Below are 18,153 nucleotides of genomic sequence, written 5' to 3'. Positions count from 1 at the left end.
CAGGGGAATGGCGTGGGTGGGGCAGCGTAGGAGCGGATCTCATCCGCGAACCGCGCCGGGGGTTGCGGCTATCGCGGAGAGGCTCCGCTCCTACGGTCGAGGTTGGTGCGGCTTCTTGTAGGAGCGGGCCCTGCCCGCGATTCGCGCGCAGGGCGCGCTCCTACAGGGGAATGGCGTGGGTGGGGCAGCGTAGGATCTCATCCGCGAATCGCGCCGATATGTCCGGCTATCGCGGACAAGGTCCGCTTGTGTCAGCGACTTTCGATAGGATCGAAGATGAGAGCGACGGGAGGCAAGCTGCAGGTCCGCGGTGTTGCGAGCACGAGTAGGAGCCCAAGCTGCCTCCCGCCGTCCTCTGACTCAAGCCCGAACAGTTGAACGAGCTAAACCTCGAACCACAAGCGTGGGCAGTCAGAGTGCTCTCGCCGTGCAGTTTACGAGGGTTTGGTCATGACGTGTTGGGTCGGTATCGATGTCGCCAAGGATTCGCTGGCCGTATGGCTGCGTCCACAAGGCAAGAGCTTCAGCGTTTCCAATGACGAGCAGGGCCACCAGCAGTTGCTGGCGCTGTTCGCCGAGGAAAAGCCCGAACGTATCGTGCTGGAGGCGACCGGCGGTTATGAGTGCGGAGTGATGTTCAGCCTGTCTCGTGCCGGTCATAGGGTTTCACGGCTTAACCCCACACGGGTGCGAGCCTTTGCCACGGCCATGGGCAAGCTGGCCAAGACCGATCCCATCGATGCAGCCGTCCTGGCGCATCTGGCGCAGACGCTGGAGGAAGCGCCCAGCACGGTGCCTTCGCCAGAGCGCGAGCGGCTACGGGAATTGGTGCAACGCCGAGAGCAACTGGTCAGCCAGCGCGATGATGAACGTCGTCGTTTGCATCAAGCCCGGGATTCCTTCGTCCGCCAATGCCTGGAAGGCGCCATCAAGGCGCTTAAAGAAACGATCCGCGGCTATGACAAGGAAATTGCCAAAGCGATGAACGTCGTGGACGCAGAACAGGCCCAGCAATTATGCCAAGTCAAAGGCGTGGGGCCGGTCACCGCGGCTGGGCTGCTGGCCTATCTGCCGGAGCTGGGACAACTGAACCGCCGCCAGATCGCCGCCCTGGTGGGCCTGGCCCCGTACAACAGCGACAGCGGGCAGAAGTCGGGACAGCGCCGAATCCGGGGAGGACGAGGAATGATCCGGCGCATCCTGTACATGACGACCTTGTCGATTATTCGCTATCAGGAAGACTTCGCCCGCCGCTACCAAGGCCTGCGCGAGAACGGTCGATGCGCCAAGGTTGCCCTGGTGGCCTGCATGCGTGTGCTCATCGTGCGGTTGAACGCCATGGTCAGGGACGGTACCTGCTGGAGAACAGGTACCGTGCAGCAGTGAAAGACAGTTGCTCCTACGGTCGAGGTTGGTGCGGCTTTTTGTAGGAGCGGGCCCTGCCCGCGATTCGCGCGCAGGGCGCGCTCCTACAGGGGAATGGCTTGGGTGGGGCAGCGTAGGAGCGGATCTCATCCGCGAATCGCGCCGGAGGTTGCGGCTATCGCGGAGAAGCTCCGCTCCTACGGTCGAGGTTGGTGCGGCTTCTTGTAGGAGCGGGCCCTGCCCGCGATTCGCGCGCAGGGGAATGGCGGGGGTGGGGCCGTGGCCGTCGTAGGATGGGTTGAGCGAAGCGATACCCATCACCAGCACCGCATGGGTTTCGCAGGCTCAACCCATCCTACGAAGAGCGCCTCGCGCAGTCGGCTCCCTCAGCTCACGCTCAGCTGGTACCCCACGCGCTGCAGCCAGCCGGCTTCCTGTTCGAAGTCGGCCTGGGTCAGCGGGTTGGCTTCCAGCCAGCCCTTGGGGAAGCGCACTTCCAGGCTCTTCGAACCCACCTTGAGGGTGACGTCCGGCATTTCCTGGGTGCCGCGGATGTGATGGAAGAGGATGGCGAAGCGCAGCACGATGCACAGGCGGATCAGCTTGTCGCCCTCAGGGCCCAGCTCGGCGAAGCGGTCCGCCGGGATGTTGCGGCGATGGCCGCGCACCAGCAGCGCCAGCACCTGCTGGTCCTCGCGGGAGAAGCCGGCCAGGTCCGAGTGCTCGATCAGGTAGGCGCCGTGCTTGTGGTAGTGGTAGTGAGCGATGTCCAGGCCCAGCTCGTGGGTGCGCGCGGCCCAGCCGAGCAGCTCGCGGTGCCAGTCGTCCTGCAGGCTCCAGGGCTCGGCCACCTGCTCCAGCGCCTGGAGGGCCTTGGCCTCGACGCGGGCGGCCTGGTCGAGGTCGACGTGGTAGCGCTCGATCAGCGCGCTGATGGTGCGCTCGCGCACGTCTTCATGGTGATGGCGGCCGAGCAGGTCGTAGAGCACGCCTTCGCGCAGGGCGCCTTCGGAGTGCTGCATCTGCTTGAGTTCCAGCGCGTCGAACAGCGCTTCGACGATGGCCAGGCCGGCCGGGAAGATCGGCCGGCGGTCCGGCTTGATGCCGTCCAGGTCGAGCTTGTCCACGTCGCCCAGCTTCAGCACCTTGCGCTTGAGCCAGGCCAGGCCGTCGGGGTTGATCTCGCCGTTGCCGTGGCCGCCGGCCTGGATCGCCAGGCCCACCGCGCGGATGGTGCCGGAGGCGCCCAGGGCCTCGTCCCAGCCCAGGCGGCGCAGGCTGTTCTCGATGCCCATCAGCTCCAGGCGCGCCGAGGTGTAGGCCTGGGCGTAGCGGGCCGGGGTGATCTTGCCGTCCTTGAAGTAGCGCTGGGTGTAGCTGACGCAGCCCATCTGCAGGCTCTCGCGCAGCTGCGACTCGAAGCGCTGGCCGATGATGAACTCGGTGCTGCCGCCGCCGATGTCGGCCACCAGGCGGCGCCCGGTGGTGTCCGGCAGGGTGTGCGAGACGCCCAGGTAGATCAGGCGCGCTTCCTCGCGGCCGGAGATGACTTCCACCGGGTGACCGAGGATTTCCTCGGCGCGGCGGGTGAATTCGTTGCGGTTGCGCGCCTCGCGCAGGGCGTTGGTGCCGACCACCCGCACCGAGCCCGGCGGCATGCCGTTGATCAGCTGGGCGAAGCGCCGCAGGCAGTCCAGGCCGCGCTGCATGGCTTCTTCGTTGAGCAGGCGGTCCTCGCCGATGCCGGCGGCCAGCTGGACCTTCTCGCCGAGCCGCTCGAGGATGCGGATCTCGCCATGATCGGCCTTGGCCAAGACCATGTGGAAGCTGTTGGAACCCAGGTCCAGGGCGGCGATCAGCGGGAAGGTCTTGGCGGGGGTATGGGGCATGGTGCGAAGGTCCGTTTGTTAACCCCGCCATCCTGCCACGATAGCCCTCCGGTGCCAACGAACGCCGGGCCGTCGATCGGTTTCGCCGGGGCCGGCGATAGCGACACTCAATCGCCTGCGCCTTTCGGAAGGCGGCCAAGGCGGGCTATGATGGGCCCACTTTTTTTCGCATCCGATTCCCACGGAGAGATTTCATGAGCGAACATATCGTCAGCGTTACCGATGCCAGCTTCGAGCAGGACGTGCTGAAGGCCGATGGTCCTGTGCTGGTGGACTACTGGGCCGAGTGGTGCGGTCCGTGCAAGATGATCGCGCCGGTACTGGACGAGATCGCCAAGGACTATCAGGGCAAGCTGAAAGTCTGCAAGCTGAACATCGACGAGAACCAGGAAACCCCGCCGAAGTACGGCGTGCGCGGTATCCCGACGCTGATGCTGTTCAAGGGCGGCAACGTCGAGGCCACCAAGGTCGGCGCCCTGTCCAAGTCGCAACTGGCGGCCTTCCTCGACAGCAACATCTGAATCGCGGCAGCCCCCGGAAAAGCCCCGCACGACGCGGGGCTTTTTTCATTCCGTCCCCTAGACGCCCCTTGGCGCGGGTGTTACATTCGGGCCTGCAACGTTGTTTTACGTTGTCCCCTGCAAGCCGTCGCCGACGCACTTCCTATTCGAATTTCCAAGCGATCCTGTCGTCACTCTGCGGCACGGCATTAACGAGCTCACATGCTTGTTTCCCCTTTCCTCATATCTATCTAACACCTCCTTCTTATGAATCTGACCGAACTCAAGCAAAAGCCGATTACCGAATTGCTGGAAATGTCCGATGCCATGGGCCTGGAAAACATGGCCCGTTCGCGCAAGCAGGACATCATCTTCGCGCTGCTGAAGAAGCACGCGAAGAGCGGCGAGGAAATCTCCGGTGACGGCGTGCTGGAGATTCTCCAGGACGGCTTCGGCTTCCTGCGCTCCGCCGACTCCTCGTATCTGGCCGGCCCGGACGACATCTACGTCTCGCCCAGCCAGATCCGCCGCTTCAACCTGCGCACCGGGGACACCATCGTCGGCAAGATTCGCCCGCCGAAGGAAGGTGAGCGCTACTTCGCCCTGCTCAAGGTCGACTCGATCAACTTCGATCGTCCGGAGAACGCGAAGAACAAGATCCTGTTCGAGAACCTGACCCCGCTGTTCCCGACCAAGCGCCTGACCATGGAAGCCGGCAACGGCTCCACCGAGGACCTCACCGGCCGGGTGATCGACCTCTGCTCGCCGATCGGCAAGGGCCAGCGCGGCCTGATCGTCGCACCGCCGAAAGCGGGCAAGACCATCATGCTGCAGAACATCGCGGCGAACATTGCCCGCAACAATCCCGAGTGCCACCTGATCGTCCTGCTGATCGACGAGCGCCCGGAAGAAGTGACCGAGATGCAGCGCACCGTGCGCGGCGAAGTGGTCGCCTCCACCTTCGACGAACCGCCGACCCGCCACGTGCAGGTCGCCGAGATGGTGATCGAGAAGGCCAAGCGCCTGGTCGAGCACAAGAAGGACGTGATCATCCTGCTCGACTCCATCACCCGCCTGGCGCGTGCCTACAACACCGTGATCCCCAGCTCCGGCAAGGTGCTCACCGGTGGTGTCGACGCCCACGCCCTGGAGAAGCCCAAGCGCTTCTTCGGCGCCGCGCGCAACATCGAGGAAGGCGGTTCGCTGACCATCCTCGCCACCGCGCTGATCGAGACCGGCTCGAAGATGGACGAGGTGATCTACGAGGAATTCAAGGGTACCGGCAACTCGGAACTCATCCTCGACCGTCGCATCTCCGAGAAGCGCGTGTTCCCGGCGATCAACATCAACCGCTCGGGCACCCGCCGCGAAGAGTTGCTGACCGGCGAGGAAGAGCTGCAGCGCATGTGGATCCTGCGCAAGATCCTGCACCCGATGGACGAGATCGCCGCCGTCGAGTTCCTGCTGGACAAGCTCAAGCAGACCAAGACCAACGACGAGTTCTTCGACTCGATGAAGCGCAGCAAGTAAGCGCCGCTGGTTGATCGCTGCAAGCCACGAGGCCGGGGAAACCCGGCCTTCGTGTTTCTGCGAAGTGGTGTTAAAGGCTAAACTGTCGCATCTTCGCCTACGCCATCGAGACTTCCATGCAGTATCGCGACCTGCGCGAGTTCATCGCCGCCCTGGAGCAGCGCGGCCAGCTCAAGCGCATCCAGGTGCCGGTGTCCCCGGTGTTGGAAATGACCGAGGTGTGCGACCGCACCCTGCGGGCCAAGGGCCCGGCCCTGCTGTTCGAGAAACCCACCGGCTTCGACGTGCCCGTGCTCGGCAACCTGTTCGGCACCCCCGAGCGCGTGGCCCTGGGCATGGGCGCCGAGGACGTCTCCGAACTGCGCGAGATCGGCAAGCTGCTGGCCTTCCTCAAGGAGCCGGAGCCGCCCAAGGGCCTGAAGGACGCCTGGAGCAAGCTGCCGATCTTCAGGAAGGTCATCAGCATGGCGCCGAAGGTGCTCAAGGACGCGCCCTGTCAGGAAGTCATCGAAGAGGGCGAGGCGGTCGACCTGGGCAGGCTGCCGGTGCAGACCTGCTGGCCCGGCGACGTTGCGCCGCTGATCACCTGGGGCCTGACCGTCACCCGCGGGCCGAACAAGGAACGGCAGAACCTCGGCATCTACCGCCAGCAGGTGATCGGCCGCAACAAGGTCATCATGCGCTGGCTCAGCCACCGCGGCGGCGCCCTGGACTACCGCGAGTGGTGCCAGAAACACCCGGACCAGCCCTACCCGGTGGCCGTGGCCCTGGGCGCGGACCCGGCGACCATCCTTGGCGCCGTGACGCCGGTGCCCGATACCCTCTCCGAATACGCCTTCGCCGGCCTGCTGCGCGGCCACCGCACCGAACTGGTGAAGTGCATCGGCAGCGACCTGCAGGTGCCGGCCAGCGCCGAGATCGTCCTGGAAGGGGTGATCCACCCCGGCGAGATGGCCGACGAAGGCCCCTACGGCGACCACACCGGCTACTACAACGAGGTGGACCGCTTCCCGGTGTTCACCGTCGAGCGCATCACCCGCCGCCAGAAGCCGATCTACCACAGCACCTACACCGGCCGCCCGCCGGACGAGCCGGCGATCCTCGGGGTGGCGCTGAACGAAGTCTTCGTGCCGATCCTGCAGAAGCAGTTCCCGGAGATCACCGACTTCTACCTGCCGCCCGAAGGCTGCTCGTACCGCATGGCGGTGGTGACCATGAAGAAGCAGTACCCCGGCCACGCCAAGCGCGTCATGCTGGGTGTGTGGTCGTTCCTGCGACAGTTCATGTACACCAAGTTCGTCATAGTCACGGACGATGACATCAACGCGCGGGACTGGAACGACGTGATCTGGGCGATAACCACGCGCATGGACCCCAAGCGCGACACGGTGATGATCGACAACACGCCGATCGACTACCTCGACTTCGCCTCGCCGATCTCCGGCCTGGGCTCGAAGATGGGCCTGGACGCCACCCACAAGTGGCCCGGCGAGACCAGCCGCGAATGGGGCCGCGCCATCGTCAAGGACGAGGCGGTGAGCCGTCGCGTCGATGAGCTGTGGGCCAGTCTGGGGATAGATTGAGCTGGAAGCTGGAAGCTAGAAGCTAGAAGCTAGAAGCTAGAAGCTAGACGCGGTTTTTACTTCCAGCTTCTGGCTTCCAGCTTCAAGCTCTCCAAGCTATAGAAAAAAGAGATCGATCATTTGAGAGTGACCTTGCAACCCTCCGGCGCCCAGCTCGAACTGCGCCCCGGCGAACGCATTCTCGACGGCGCGCGGCGCCTGGGCTACGACTGCCCGCAGAGCTGCCGCAACGGCAACTGCCACGTCTGCGCTGCGCTGCTGGTGGAAGGCAGCGTGCGCCAGGACGGCGAGGTGCGCGACCATGGCGAACTCTTCACCTGCCTGGCCGAGCCCCTGGAAGACTGCGTGCTGCACTGGGACGGCGTGCTCGCCCCGGGCGAACTGCCGCTGCGCAAGCTGGCCTGCCAATTGACGCTGTGCGAAGCGGTGGGCGGCGACGTCTGGCGCGTGCGCCTGCGCGCCCCGGCCGGCAAGCCGCCGCGCTACCACGCCGGGCAATACCTGCTGATCGAACGCGAGGACGGCAACCACTCGGCCTTCTCCCTGGCCTCGGCGCCCCACGAAGGCCGCGACCTGGAGCTGCACATCCTGGCGCGGGAGAACAGCGCCATCGAACTGCTCGGGCAACTGCAGCGCGAGCGCATCGCCCGCGTGCAGCTGCCCTTCGGCGACGCCCACCTGGCCGAACTGCCCGAAGGCCCGCTGGTGCTGATCGCCGCCGGCACCGGCATGGCGCAGATGCACAGCCTGATCGAGCACTGCCGCGCCCAGGGCTTCGCCCACCCGGTGCACCTGTACTGGGGCGTGCGCCGGCCCGAGGACTTCTACGCGCTGCCGCACTGGGACGAATGGAAGGGCCTGGCCAACCTGCACCTGCACAAGGTGGTCTGCGACCTGTGCGGCTGGCAGGGTCGCTGCGGCCTGCTGCACGAGGCGGTGTGCGAGGACTTCCCCGAGCTGGGCAGCCTGACCGTCTACGCCAGCGGCTCGCCGGCGATGGTCTACGCCACCCTCGACGCCCTGGTGGCCGCCGGCATGGACGCCCACCAGATGCGCGCCGACGTCTTCGCCTACGCGCCGCGGGATTAAGGCAAGCGGGCCCTGCCCGCGATTCGCGCGCAGGGCGCGCTCCTACAGGGGGCACGGTGCTGGGGCAACCCGTAGCGGATCTCATCCGCGAATCGCGCCGGTGGTTATGGCTATCGCGGAGAAGCTCCGCTCCTACAAAAACACCTCGGCGCGGTCCTCAGGGAAATACCGTCGTAGGATGGCGTTGAGCGAAGCGATACCCATCGCCACGGCAGCATGGGTTTCGCAGGCTCAACCCATCCTACGAAGAGCGCCCCGGCGCAGTCGGCAAGACGGTTGCTCCGGTATCGTTTCGCTTAATCCAACCTACGGCAACGCCGACGGAAACTCCGCGGCAAGGGTTTGCGCCAGCCAATCGCCGAACCACTCGATATCGGCGCTGCTCGGCCCCGGCGGGATCAGCAGCTGGTAGCTTTCCAGGCGCACCTGATTGGGAAGCGGCCGCACCAGCGCGCCGGATTCCAGCTCCTTGCGCACCAGCACGTCGTTGGCCAGGGCGATGCCGGCGCCGGCCTCGGCCATGGACAGCGCGTGGTCGTTGCTGACGTAGAGCACATCGGGGCTGACGCGGATGTCCAGTTGGTTGGCGGCGAACCAGGCGTTCCACCATTCGCCGTCGTGGACGTGGATCAGATCGTGGCGCACCAGCTCCTCGGCGCTGCCCAGCGGGCCATGGGCGGCGAGGTAGGCCGGCGAGCACACCGGGAACACCTGCGGGTGCAGCAGCGTGGCCTGGCTCTGCGGATACTGCCCGGGCATGCCGTAGGCGATGCCCAGGTCGGCGCTGTTGCCGTCCACCTCGGTGAAGGTCGGGTTCGGTTCGATCGCCACCTTCAGCCCCGGGCGCTGCTGGCGCAGGGTTTCCAGATGCGGCATCAACCAGCGCTTGGCGAAGGCCGGCACCACCAGGATCTTCAGCCAGCGCGCCGAGCCGCCGGGCACCAGTTCGAGGCTGGCCTCGGCGATCTGCTGCAGGGCCGTGGATATCTTCGCGTAGTAGCGCTGCCCGGCCGGCGTCAGGCTGACGCCGCGCGGCGTGCGTTCCAGCAGCTGCACGCCCAGCCAGTCCTCCAGCAGGCGCACGTGGCGGCCGATGGCCGGCTGGGTGACGTGCAGCGCCCTGGAGGCGGCGACGTAGCTGCCCAGGCGCGCGGCCGCTTCGAAGGCGCGCACGGCGTTGAGCGGCGGCAAGCGGGGGAGTGACATGAGGGTGGGCCTTGTGCGTTGTTAAATTATTTAATATCGAATGTAAGAAAATTGAGCTTTTTGCTCAACCGCAATCTGGCCACACTCGGCCCCAGCAGCCTCACCACAAAACCAGCCGGTCACCGGCACACGCTGCAGCGCTTTCCCCATTCCTGCCACAACAAATACAAGCTCCCGCACGCGCCAGCGCCAGCGGGGGAGGGAACCGGAGGTACATCCATGAGTGCCCTGCACAGCCTGCAGACGGCCGCCGTCTCCATCCGTTCGGTGCGCAAGGTCTACGGCGACCCCGACAGCGGCCCGGTGGCGCTGAAGAGCGTCGACCTGGACATCCGCGACAACGAATTCTTCACCCTGCTCGGGCCCTCCGGCTGCGGCAAGACCACCCTGCTGCGGATGATCGCCGGCTTCGAGTTCCCCACCGCCGGGGAAATCCTCCTCTATGGCGAGAACATCGCCGACCGCGCGCCCTACGATCGCCCGGTCAACACCGTGTTCCAGCATTACGCGCTGTTCCCGCACATGACCATCGCGCAGAACCTGGCCTTCGGCCTGGAGTCGCACCCCATGGGCCAGCGCCTGGGCAAGGCGGCCGTCGCCGAGCGGGTGCGCGAGATGCTTGCCCTGGTGCAGATGGAACGCTTCGCCGAGCGCCGCCCGACGCAGCTTTCCGGCGGCCAGCAGCAGCGCGTGGCCCTGGCCCGCGCGTTGGCCCCGCACCCCAAGGTGCTGCTGCTCGACGAGCCGCTCTCGGCGCTGGACCTGAAGCTGCGCCAGGCCATGCGCGAAGAACTCAAGACGATCCAGGCCAAGACCGGGATCACCTTCATCTTCGTCACCCACGATCAGGAAGAAGCCCTGACCATGTCCGACCGCATCGCCGTGCTGGCCAATGGCGAGGTGCAGCAGGTCGGCCGGCCGACGGACATCTACGAGCAGCCGCGCAACCGCTTCGTCGCCGACTTCATCGGCGAGACCAACTTCCTCCCGGCGCAGGTCGCCGAGCTGGCCGGCGAGCAGGCGCTGTTCCGCATCCCCGGCGGCCAGACGCTGCGCGCGGCGGGCCGCGAGGGCCTGCGCGAAGGCGCCGAGGTGACCCTGTCGATCCGCCCCGAGCGCCTGCGCCTGGTCGGCGCCGACACCCCGGATGCCACGCCCTGCACCCTGGCCGAACAGGTCTACCTGGGCACCGACCTGCAGTACCAGGTGCAACTCGCCGACGGCACCCGCCTGCGCGTGCGCACGCCCAACAGCGCCGGGCAGAGCCAGCGCTTCGCCGCCGGCGAGCGCCTGGGCCTGCAGTTCGACCGCGACAGCGCCAGCGTGCTGCTGGACTGAGCCGAGGAACTCGCCATGACCACTCTCACCGTACGCCCCGGCAACGCCCTGGAGCGGCGCCGGGCCCTGGCCGGCCTGCTCGGCGTGTCGCCGGCGCTGCTGGCGATCGGCCTGTTCCTGGTGGTGCCGATCCTCATCGTCGCCGCCTACTCGCTGATGCAGGCCAACCCCTATGGCGGCGTCAACCACGTGTTCAGCAGCGACGCCTACGTCTCGCTGCTGTTCGAGCGCCAGCTGGACGACAGCCTGGCCTTCGCCGACTCCTACCTGGTCATCGCCCTGCGCTCGCTGGGCATCGCCACGGCCACCACCGTCATCACCCTGCTGGTGGGCTTCCCGGTGGCGGTCTGGCTGGCCATGCAGCCGGCGCGGCGCCGCGGCCTGCTGATTTTCCTGATCACCGTGCCGTTCTGGGCCAACCTGCTGATCCGCACCTATGCCTGGATACTGCTGCTGCGCGGCACCGGGGCGATCAACAACGGCCTCATGGGCCTGGGCCTGATCCACCAGCCGCTGCCGCTGCTCTACAACGACGGCGCGGTGCTGCTGGGCCTGGTCTACACCTACGCGCCCTTCGTGGTGCTGCCGATCTACTCGACCCTGGAGAAGATGGACATGCGTCTGCTGGAAGCCGCCCAGGACCTCTACGCCGGGCGCCTGCGCACCCTGCGCAAGGTGGTGCTGCCGATCGCCCGGCCGGGCATCCTGGCCGGCGCCATCCTCACCTTCGTGCCCTGCCTGGGCGCGATGATCGCCCCGGAACTGCTCGGCGGCGGCACCAAGATGATGCTCGGCAACCTGATCTTCCGGCAGTTCGCCGACTCGCGTAACTGGCCCTTCGGCGCCGCCCTGTCGCTGGTGCTGATGGCGGCGGTGATGCTCGCCCTGACCTTCTACGCGATGCGCGCCGAGCGCCTGCGCGTGGCCCGGGGAGGTGTGTGATGCCGAGTCTGTTGCGCAAGCGCCGTCTCGGCGTGCAGGACTTCCCCGGCTTCGGCGGCTTCAGCCTGCTGTTCTACCTCTACCTGTACGCGCCCATCGTGGTGCTGGTGGTCTACTCGTTCAACGCCAACCAGTCCGCCACCGTGTGGACCGGCTTCAGCCTCGACTGGTACCGCGCCGCCTTCGCCAACCAGGCGCTGCGCAGCGCGGCCGGCAACAGCCTGCTGATCGCCGTGTGCGCCAGCATGATCGCCACCGCCATCGCCACCCTGGCCGCGCTGGGCACCTCGCGCGGGGCGAAGTTCAAGGGTATGCGCCTGTCCATGGGCGCCATCATGCTGCCGCTGGTGCTGCCGGAGATCGTCGTCGGCGTGGCCACCCTGGCGCTGTTCTCCAGCCTCGGCGTGTCGTTGGGCTACGGCAACCTGATCATCGCCCACACGGTGTTCTGCATCCCCTTCGCCTACCTGCCGATCCGCGCCCGCCTGGAGGACATGGACCTGTCCCTGGAGCAGGCCGCCGCCGACCTCTACGCCGGGCCCTGGAGGACCTTCCGCAAGGTCACCCTGCCGCTGCTGATGCCGGGGATCTTCTCCGGGCTGATGCTGGCCTTCATCGTCTCGCTGGATAACTTCGTGATCTCGATGATGGTCTCCCAGGCCGGCACCACCACCTTGCCGATCTTCATCTTCGGCCTGCTGCGGATGGGCGTCACGCCCGACGTCAATGCGGTGTCGACGCTGATCCTCGGGGTTTCCGTGTTCTTCGTCAGTCTTTCCTTCCTGCTCGGCAAAGCCAAAGCCTGAGCGCCACGCCACAACCGGGAGTCAACATGAGCAAGTCGATCGCAGTCATCGCCGCCACCCTGTCGCTGAGCCTGGCCGGCGCGGCCCACGCCGCCGGACAGGTCAACGTCATCAGCTGGAGCGGCTACTTCTCGCCGCAGATCCTGGAGAAGTTCGAGAAGCAGACCGGCATCAAGGTCACGGTGGATTCCTACGATTCCAACGAGACCCTGCTGGCCAAGCTCAAGCAGGGCGGCAGCGGCTACGACGTGGCCATCCCCTCGCACCAGTTCGTGCCGATCCTGGTCCACGAGAACCTGCTGGAGCGCTTCGATCCGATCAAGCAGCCGTACTACGCGAATATCGAGGACAACCTGCAGAAGCCCACCTGGGACCCGGAAGGCGGCTACTCGGTACCCTTCATCTGGGGCACCACCAGCGTGGTCTACGACACCGCCACCTACAAGGGCCCGGCCGACAGCTACTCGCTGCTGTTCCAGCCGCCGCAGGAGCTGCAGGGCAAGATCAACATGCTCGACTCGGTCAACGAGGTGATGGACACCGCCAGCCTGTACCTGGGCGTGCCGCTGTGCAGCGAGGACCCGAAACAGGTGCAGCAGGTGCTGAACCTGCTCAAGGCGCAGAAGCCCTTCGTCAAGACGTACAGCTCCAAGGCCGGTTCGGTGCGCGAGAACCTCGCTTCCGGCGAGACCTCCATGTCGCTGTTCTGGGGCGGTTCGTCGCTGCGCGCGCGGGAGATGAAGCCGAGCCTGAAGTACCTCTACCCCAAGGAAGGCGTGATGGCCTGGGTGGACAACCTGGTGATCCCCAAGGGCAGCAGGAATCCTGACGCCGCCCGCCAGTTCATCGCCTTCATGAGCCAGCCGGAGAACTCGGCGATCACCCAGAACTTCCTCAAGCACCAGAGCCCGATCAAGGGCTCCGACGCCTTCCTCGACCCGAGCCTGAAGGATGCGCCGGAGCTGCACATCCCCGAGGGCACCAAGGTGGTCTTCAGCAAGACCTGCGGTGAAGGCGCCATCCGCCTGGCCGACCGCCTGTGGACCAACCTGATGCGCTGACCGAAGGCGCTGGGCCCCCGCGTTCGCGGGGGTGACGGGGTGGGGCAGGGCGCCGCGAGGCGCCGTGGCTTCGCTCACCCCGCCAAAAGTCGCATCTGCACAAACATCGTTCCGTCATTCCCGCGAACGCGGGAACCCAGAGAAAGGCCGCGTCACATGAGCCAGAACCCGAATATCAGCCCCCTCGTCCAGCTTCAGGCCCATGAGCTGGCGCAGCTCATCCGCCTGCGCCAGGTCTCCTGCCGCGAGGTGATGGGCGACTACCTGGCGCACATCGAGCGCTTCAACCCGGCGGTCAACGCCCTGGTCAGCCTGCAACCGGCCGAGGCGCTGCTGGCCCAGGCCGACGCGCGCGACGCAGAGCTGGCCCGTGGCGAATACCGCGGCTGGATGCACGGCCTGCCCCACGCCATCAAGGACCTGTCGCTGACCAAGGGCATCCGCACCACCCTGGGTTCGCCGCTGTACCGCGACTACCTGCCCGAGCGCGACGGCATCATGGTCGAGCGCATCCGCGCCGCTGGCGCCATCCTCATCGGCAAGAGCAACACCCCGGAATTCGGCCTCGGCTCGCAGAGCTACAACCCGCTGTTCGGCGCCACCGGCTGCGCCTACGACCCCAGCCGCACCGCCGGCGGCAGCAGCGGCGGCGCGGCGGCGGCCCTGGCCATGCAACTGGTGCCGGTGGCCGACGGCAGCGACATGATGGGCTCGCTGCGCAACCCGGCGGCGTTCAACAACATCGTCGGCTTCCGCCCGTCCCAGGGCCGAGTGCCCTTCGACGACGCCGCCGACCTGTTCTTCGACCAGCTCGGCTACGAAGGCCCCATGGGCCGCAGCGTGCGCGACGTGGCCCTGCTGCTGTCGGTGCAGGCCGGCAGCGACGCCCGCGCGCCGCTGTCCATCGCCGAATCCGGCAAGGCCTTCGCCGGCCCGCTGGAGCGCGACTTCAAGGGCGCGCGCCTGGGCTGGCTGGGCGACCTCGGCGGCCACCTGGCCATGGAGCGCGGCGTGCTGGAACTGTGCCAGCGCTCGTTCGCCGACTTCCAGGCCATCGGCTGCGCGGTCGAATCCTGCGAGCTGGGCTTCTCCGCCGAACGCCTGTGGGACTGCTGGCGCACCCTGCGCCACTGGTTCGTCGCCGGTTCCCTGGGCGCGGCCTATGCCGACCCGGCCAAGCGCGAACTGCTCAAGCCGGAGGCACACTGGGAAGTGGAGAACGGCCTGCGCCTGTCGGCCATGGACGTGTACCGGGCCACGGTGGCGCGCAGCGACTGGTACCGCGCCATCCAGCGCCTGTTCGAGCGCTACGACTACCTGCTGCTGCCCAGCGCCCAGGTGTTCCCCTTCGACAAGAACCTGCACTGGCCGAAGGAAGTCGCCGGCCGCGCCATGGACACCTACCACCGCTGGATGGAAGTGGTGATCCCCGCCACCCTGTCCGGCTGCCCTGTCGCCAACGTGCCGGTAGGCTTCAATGAACAGGGCCTGCCCATGGGCCTGCAGATCATCGGCCGGCACCAGGCCGACCTGGCCGTGCTGCAACTGGCCCATGCCTACGAGCAGGCCACCCAATGGTACCGGCGCTGCCCGCCGCCGCTGCTGGCGCAGTGAGGCGCGCCGCAGAAGGAGGTTCGATGAACGTCAGCTTCTTCCAGGAACTGCTGCAGAGCATCAGCGAACGTGGCCGCCAGCTGCTGGAATCCCGCGAGCCGGCGCCGATCAGCGCCGCCTCGCTGGTGGAGGCCAGCCGCCGGCTGCTCTCCGGCCACGGCGAGGCTTCCGGCGTGGCCCTGGCGCGCCAGGTGCTGTGCGCCTACCGCGACTGCCCGGCGGAGCAGCAGAAAGCCTTCTTCGACAACCTGCTGAACGACTTCGCGCCGCCCCGCGAAGCCCTGGCCGAAGCCTGCCGGCGTTACCTGGAGAACCCCGGCGCCGAGCAGGTCACCGCGCTGTTCGAGGCCTGCGAGCCGCCGCGCCAGGAGCTGTTCCGCCGCCTCAACCAGGCCCCCGGCGGCACCGCCGAGCTGATCGCCATGCGCCGCCGGCTGCTGCAGGAGCTCAAGGAGCGGCCGCAACTGGCCGCGGTGGACCATGACCTGCAGCACCTGCTGGCCTCCTGGTTCAACCGCGGCTTCCTGGTGCTGCGGCGCATCGACTGGTCGACGCCGGCGGCGATCCTGGAAAAGATCATCCGCTACGAGGCGGTGCACGCCATCAAGGACTGGGACGACCTGCGCAGCCGCCTGCAACCGGCCGACCGCCGCTGCTTCGCGTTCTTCCACCCGGCCTTGCCGGAGGAGCCGCTGATCTTCGTCGAGGTGGCGCTGACCCGCCAGATGCCCGCCGCCATCGCGGAAATCCTCGAACAACCCGGCGAGGCCGCCGAGGCGCCGGACACCGCGGTGTTCTACTCCATCAGCAACTGCCAGGAGGGCCTGCGCGGCATCTCCTTCGGCAACTTCCTGATCAAGCAGGTGGTGGAGGAGCTGGCCCGCGAAGTGCCGAGGCTCAAGCAGTACGTCACCCTCTCGCCGGTGCCCGGCTTGCGCCGCTGGCTCGACAGCCAGGCCGAGCGCCCCGAGGTCGCCGAATGCCTGAAGGCGCTCAAGCCCGACGCGCCGCCACCGCCGCGCCTGGAACAGCCGTTGCTGGCGCTGGCCGCCGAGTACTTCCTGCAAGCGAAGAACGCCCAGGGCCAGCCGCTGGACCCGGTGGCGCGCTTCCACCTGGGCAACGGCGCCCGCCTGGAACGCCTGAACTGGCGCGGCGACCTCTCCGCCGGCGGCCTGCGCCAGGCCGCCGGGCTGATGGTCAACTACCGCTACGAATTGCGTCAGATCGAGAAAAACCACGAAGCCTACGCCAACCAGGGCACGGTGATCGCCGCCAACGAGGTCAAGCGACATCTCGCCCCACCGGCCAAGCCACGCCGCTAGGAACCGCCATGAACCAGAGCCTTTTCGCCGCCGTCGGCGAGCACTTGCCCGAAGACCTGAACAAACCCTTCCTCCGCACCCCGGACGGCGGCGGCTACAGCTACGCCGAGATGCTGCGCAGCAGCGCGCAGTTCGCCCACGCCCTGGTGGAGCTCGGCGTGCAGCCGGGCGACCGCGTCGCCGTGCAGGTGGACAAGAGCCCCGAGGCGGTCATGCTCTACCTCGGCACCCTGCGCGCCGGCGCGGTCTACCTGCCGCTGAACAGCGGCTACACCAGCGACGAGCTGAGCTACTTCCTCGGCGACGCCGAACCCTCGCTGTTCGTCTGCACCCCGGCCTTCGAGGAACAGGCCAGGGCACTGGCGCAGCAATGCGGCGTGGCCCGCGTGGCGAGCCTGGGCCAGCGCTGCGAAGGCAGCCTGATGCCCCATGTGGAAGGCAAGCCGGGGCGCTTCCTGGACATCGAGCGCAGCGCCGACGACCTCGCCGCCATCCTCTACACCTCCGGCACCACCGGGCGTTCCAAGGGCGCCATGATCAGCCACGGCAACCTGGTCTCCAACGCCCGCGCACTGGTCCAGGCGTGGGCCATCACGGCGGACGACTGGCTGCTGCACGCGCTGCCGATCTTCCACATCCACGGCCTGTTCGTAGCCATCAACAGCCTGCTGATGGCCGGCGGCTCGCTGCTGTACGTGGACAAGTTCGACGCCGCGCAGGTGTTGCGTCTGCTGCCGCAGGTGAATCTGCTGATGGGCGTACCGACCTTCTACACCCGTCTGCTCGACCAGGCCGGCCTGACCCGCGAGGCGGTGGCGCATATGCGCCTGTTCGTCTCCGGCTCCGCACCGCTCACCGCCGAGACGCACAAGGCCTTCCGCGAACGCACCGGGGTGGCGATCCTGGAACGCTACGGCATGACCGAGACCGGCATGAACACCTCCAACCCGCTGCATGGCGAACGCATCGCCGGCACCGTCGGCTTCCCGCTGCCGGGCGTGGAACTGCGCATCACCGATCCGGGCGAGAAGGAAGCCAAGCTGCTGCCGCAAGGCGAGCCGGGGATGATCGAAGTGCGCGGCGCCAACGTGTTCCGCGGCTACTGGCGCATGCCCGAGAAGACTGCCGAGGAACTGCGCGCGGACGGCTTCTTCATGACCGGCGACATCGGCTTCATCGACGACAAGGGCTACGTGCAGATCGTCGGGCGCAGCAAGGACATGATCATCAGCGGCGGCTACAACGTGTACCCGAAGGAGCTGGAACAACTCATCGACACCCTGCCGGGCGTGGCCGAGTCGGCGGTGATAGGCGTGTCGCACCGCGACTTCGGCGAAGGCGTGACGGCGGTGGTGGTGGCCAAGCCCGGCGAGGCGCCGAGCGAAGCGGACATCCTGGCCGGCCTGGACGGTCACCTGGCGCGCTACAAGCAGCCCAAGCGGGTGGTGTTCGTGGACGCGCTGCCACGCAATGTGATGGGGAAGGTGCAGAAGAACCAGCTGCGCGAGCGCTTCAAGCAGTTGTACGCCTGAACGTAGGGCGGATAACCGTTCGCGGTTATCCGCCGTTGGTCCCGGCGCGATAACGGCTTTTCGTAGGAGCGAGGGGGACGCCTAGTTCTTGCTCGCGAACAGTGCTCGCCGGTGAGCTCGGTGTATTGGATGGACTCCGCAACCCTCTCCCCAGCCCTCTCCCTGAAGGGAGAGGGGGCTAGTCCGTGCCGAGAGAAGTAATGGTTTCAGCCGGAACCTACCGGGCTAACCGGCTAACTCCAAAACACCCGCCTCTGCCCAACGGCCCCCTCTCCCTTCAGGGAGAGGGAGCTATCCGTGCCGTCGGTGGTTTTCGTGCTATCCGGCAACACCGGCGTGGCCGGCGAGCGCCGATATCACACTTCACACCGAA

Annotated in this window: 14 protein-coding genes; 12 read left to right on the top strand and 2 right to left on the bottom strand. The window is 66.9% G+C overall.

Translation table 11 applies throughout. The features are described from left to right. Nucleotides 1–450: 450 nt before the first annotated feature. Entirely contained in the window at nucleotides 451–1,386 is a 936-nt protein-coding gene (locus IG194_RS11450; protein WP_009615021.1) for an IS110 family transposase, read from the top strand. Between the two features lie 365 nt (nucleotides 1,387–1,751). Here the strand turns inward: IG194_RS11450 and ppx are convergent, their stop codons facing one another. Then, on the bottom strand, nucleotides 1,752–3,254 hold the full coding sequence (gene ppx / locus IG194_RS11445; protein WP_058487743.1) for an exopolyphosphatase: 1,503 nt from the start codon (nucleotides 3,252–3,254) through the stop codon (nucleotides 1,752–1,754). Between the two features lie 194 nt (nucleotides 3,255–3,448). Between ppx and trxA the strand changes: the two genes are divergently transcribed. The 4 genes from trxA to IG194_RS11425 all read left to right on the top strand — a co-directional run bounded on the left by trxA (nucleotide 3,449) and on the right by IG194_RS11425 (nucleotide 7,956). After that, entirely contained in the window at nucleotides 3,449–3,775 is a 327-nt protein-coding gene (gene trxA, locus IG194_RS11440; protein WP_009615069.1) for a thioredoxin TrxA, read from the top strand. 246 nt (nucleotides 3,776–4,021) lie between these two features. Beyond that, a complete protein-coding gene (gene rho, locus IG194_RS11435) occupies nucleotides 4,022–5,284 on the top strand; it encodes a transcription termination factor Rho (RefSeq protein ID WP_009615070.1) in 1,263 nt (420 codons plus the stop codon). 116 nt (nucleotides 5,285–5,400) lie between these two features. Beyond that, the gene (gene ubiD / locus IG194_RS11430) at nucleotides 5,401–6,867 is read left to right on the top strand and encodes a 4-hydroxy-3-polyprenylbenzoate decarboxylase (RefSeq protein WP_009615071.1); all 1,467 of its coding nucleotides are present in this window, start codon (nucleotides 5,401–5,403) and stop codon (nucleotides 6,865–6,867) included. Between the two features lie 120 nt (nucleotides 6,868–6,987). Next, nucleotides 6,988–7,956, top strand: coding sequence for a CDP-6-deoxy-delta-3,4-glucoseen reductase (locus tag IG194_RS11425; protein ID WP_058487742.1), 969 nt, complete (start codon nucleotides 6,988–6,990; stop codon nucleotides 7,954–7,956). Nucleotides 7,957–8,262: 306 nt separating this feature from the next. Here IG194_RS11425 and IG194_RS11420 read toward each other — a convergent pair whose 3' ends face one another. Beyond that, entirely contained in the window at nucleotides 8,263–9,162 is a 900-nt protein-coding gene (locus IG194_RS11420; RefSeq protein WP_058487741.1) for a LysR substrate-binding domain-containing protein, read from the bottom strand. A 219-nt stretch (nucleotides 9,163–9,381) separates the two neighbouring features. On the opposite strand from IG194_RS11420, the gene IG194_RS11415 reads away from it, so the two are divergent. From IG194_RS11415 to IG194_RS11385, 7 genes are all read left to right on the top strand, one after another. Beyond that, nucleotides 9,382–10,500, top strand: coding sequence for an ABC transporter ATP-binding protein (locus IG194_RS11415; RefSeq protein WP_058487740.1), 1,119 nt, complete (start codon nucleotides 9,382–9,384; stop codon nucleotides 10,498–10,500). A gap of 15 nt (nucleotides 10,501–10,515) precedes the next feature. Then, a complete protein-coding gene (locus tag IG194_RS11410; protein ID WP_058487739.1) occupies nucleotides 10,516–11,442 on the top strand; it encodes an ABC transporter permease in 927 nt (308 codons plus the stop codon). Continuing rightward, nucleotides 11,442–12,248, top strand: coding sequence for an ABC transporter permease (locus tag IG194_RS11405; protein ID WP_058487738.1), 807 nt, complete (start codon nucleotides 11,442–11,444; stop codon nucleotides 12,246–12,248). The genes IG194_RS11410 and IG194_RS11405 overlap by 1 nt, the downstream gene beginning before the upstream one ends. A gap of 26 nt (nucleotides 12,249–12,274) precedes the next feature. After that, on the top strand, nucleotides 12,275–13,309 hold the full coding sequence (locus tag IG194_RS11400) for an extracellular solute-binding protein (protein WP_058487737.1): 1,035 nt from the start codon (nucleotides 12,275–12,277) through the stop codon (nucleotides 13,307–13,309). 156 nt (nucleotides 13,310–13,465) lie between these two features. After that, nucleotides 13,466–14,923: an amidase gene (locus tag IG194_RS11395; RefSeq protein ID WP_058487736.1), complete on the top strand. Its 1,458-nt coding sequence runs from the start codon at nucleotides 13,466–13,468 to the stop codon at nucleotides 14,921–14,923. Nucleotides 14,924–14,946: 23 nt separating this feature from the next. Beyond that, the gene (locus tag IG194_RS11390; RefSeq protein ID WP_058487735.1) at nucleotides 14,947–16,248 is read left to right on the top strand and encodes a malonyl-CoA decarboxylase; all 1,302 of its coding nucleotides are present in this window, start codon (nucleotides 14,947–14,949) and stop codon (nucleotides 16,246–16,248) included. An 8-nt stretch (nucleotides 16,249–16,256) separates the two neighbouring features. Continuing rightward, the gene (locus IG194_RS11385) at nucleotides 16,257–17,780 is read left to right on the top strand and encodes a malonate--CoA ligase (RefSeq protein WP_058487734.1); all 1,524 of its coding nucleotides are present in this window, start codon (nucleotides 16,257–16,259) and stop codon (nucleotides 17,778–17,780) included. Nucleotides 17,781–18,153 lie beyond the last annotated feature (373 nt).

Source organism: Pseudomonas sp. ADPe (assembly GCF_014843515.1).
GTDB classification, from domain to species: Bacteria; Pseudomonadota; Gammaproteobacteria; order Pseudomonadales; family Pseudomonadaceae; genus Pseudomonas; species Pseudomonas citronellolis.
Note: the sequence above shows the minus strand (reverse complement) of the source record. Positions and strands in the feature narration are given on the sequence as shown.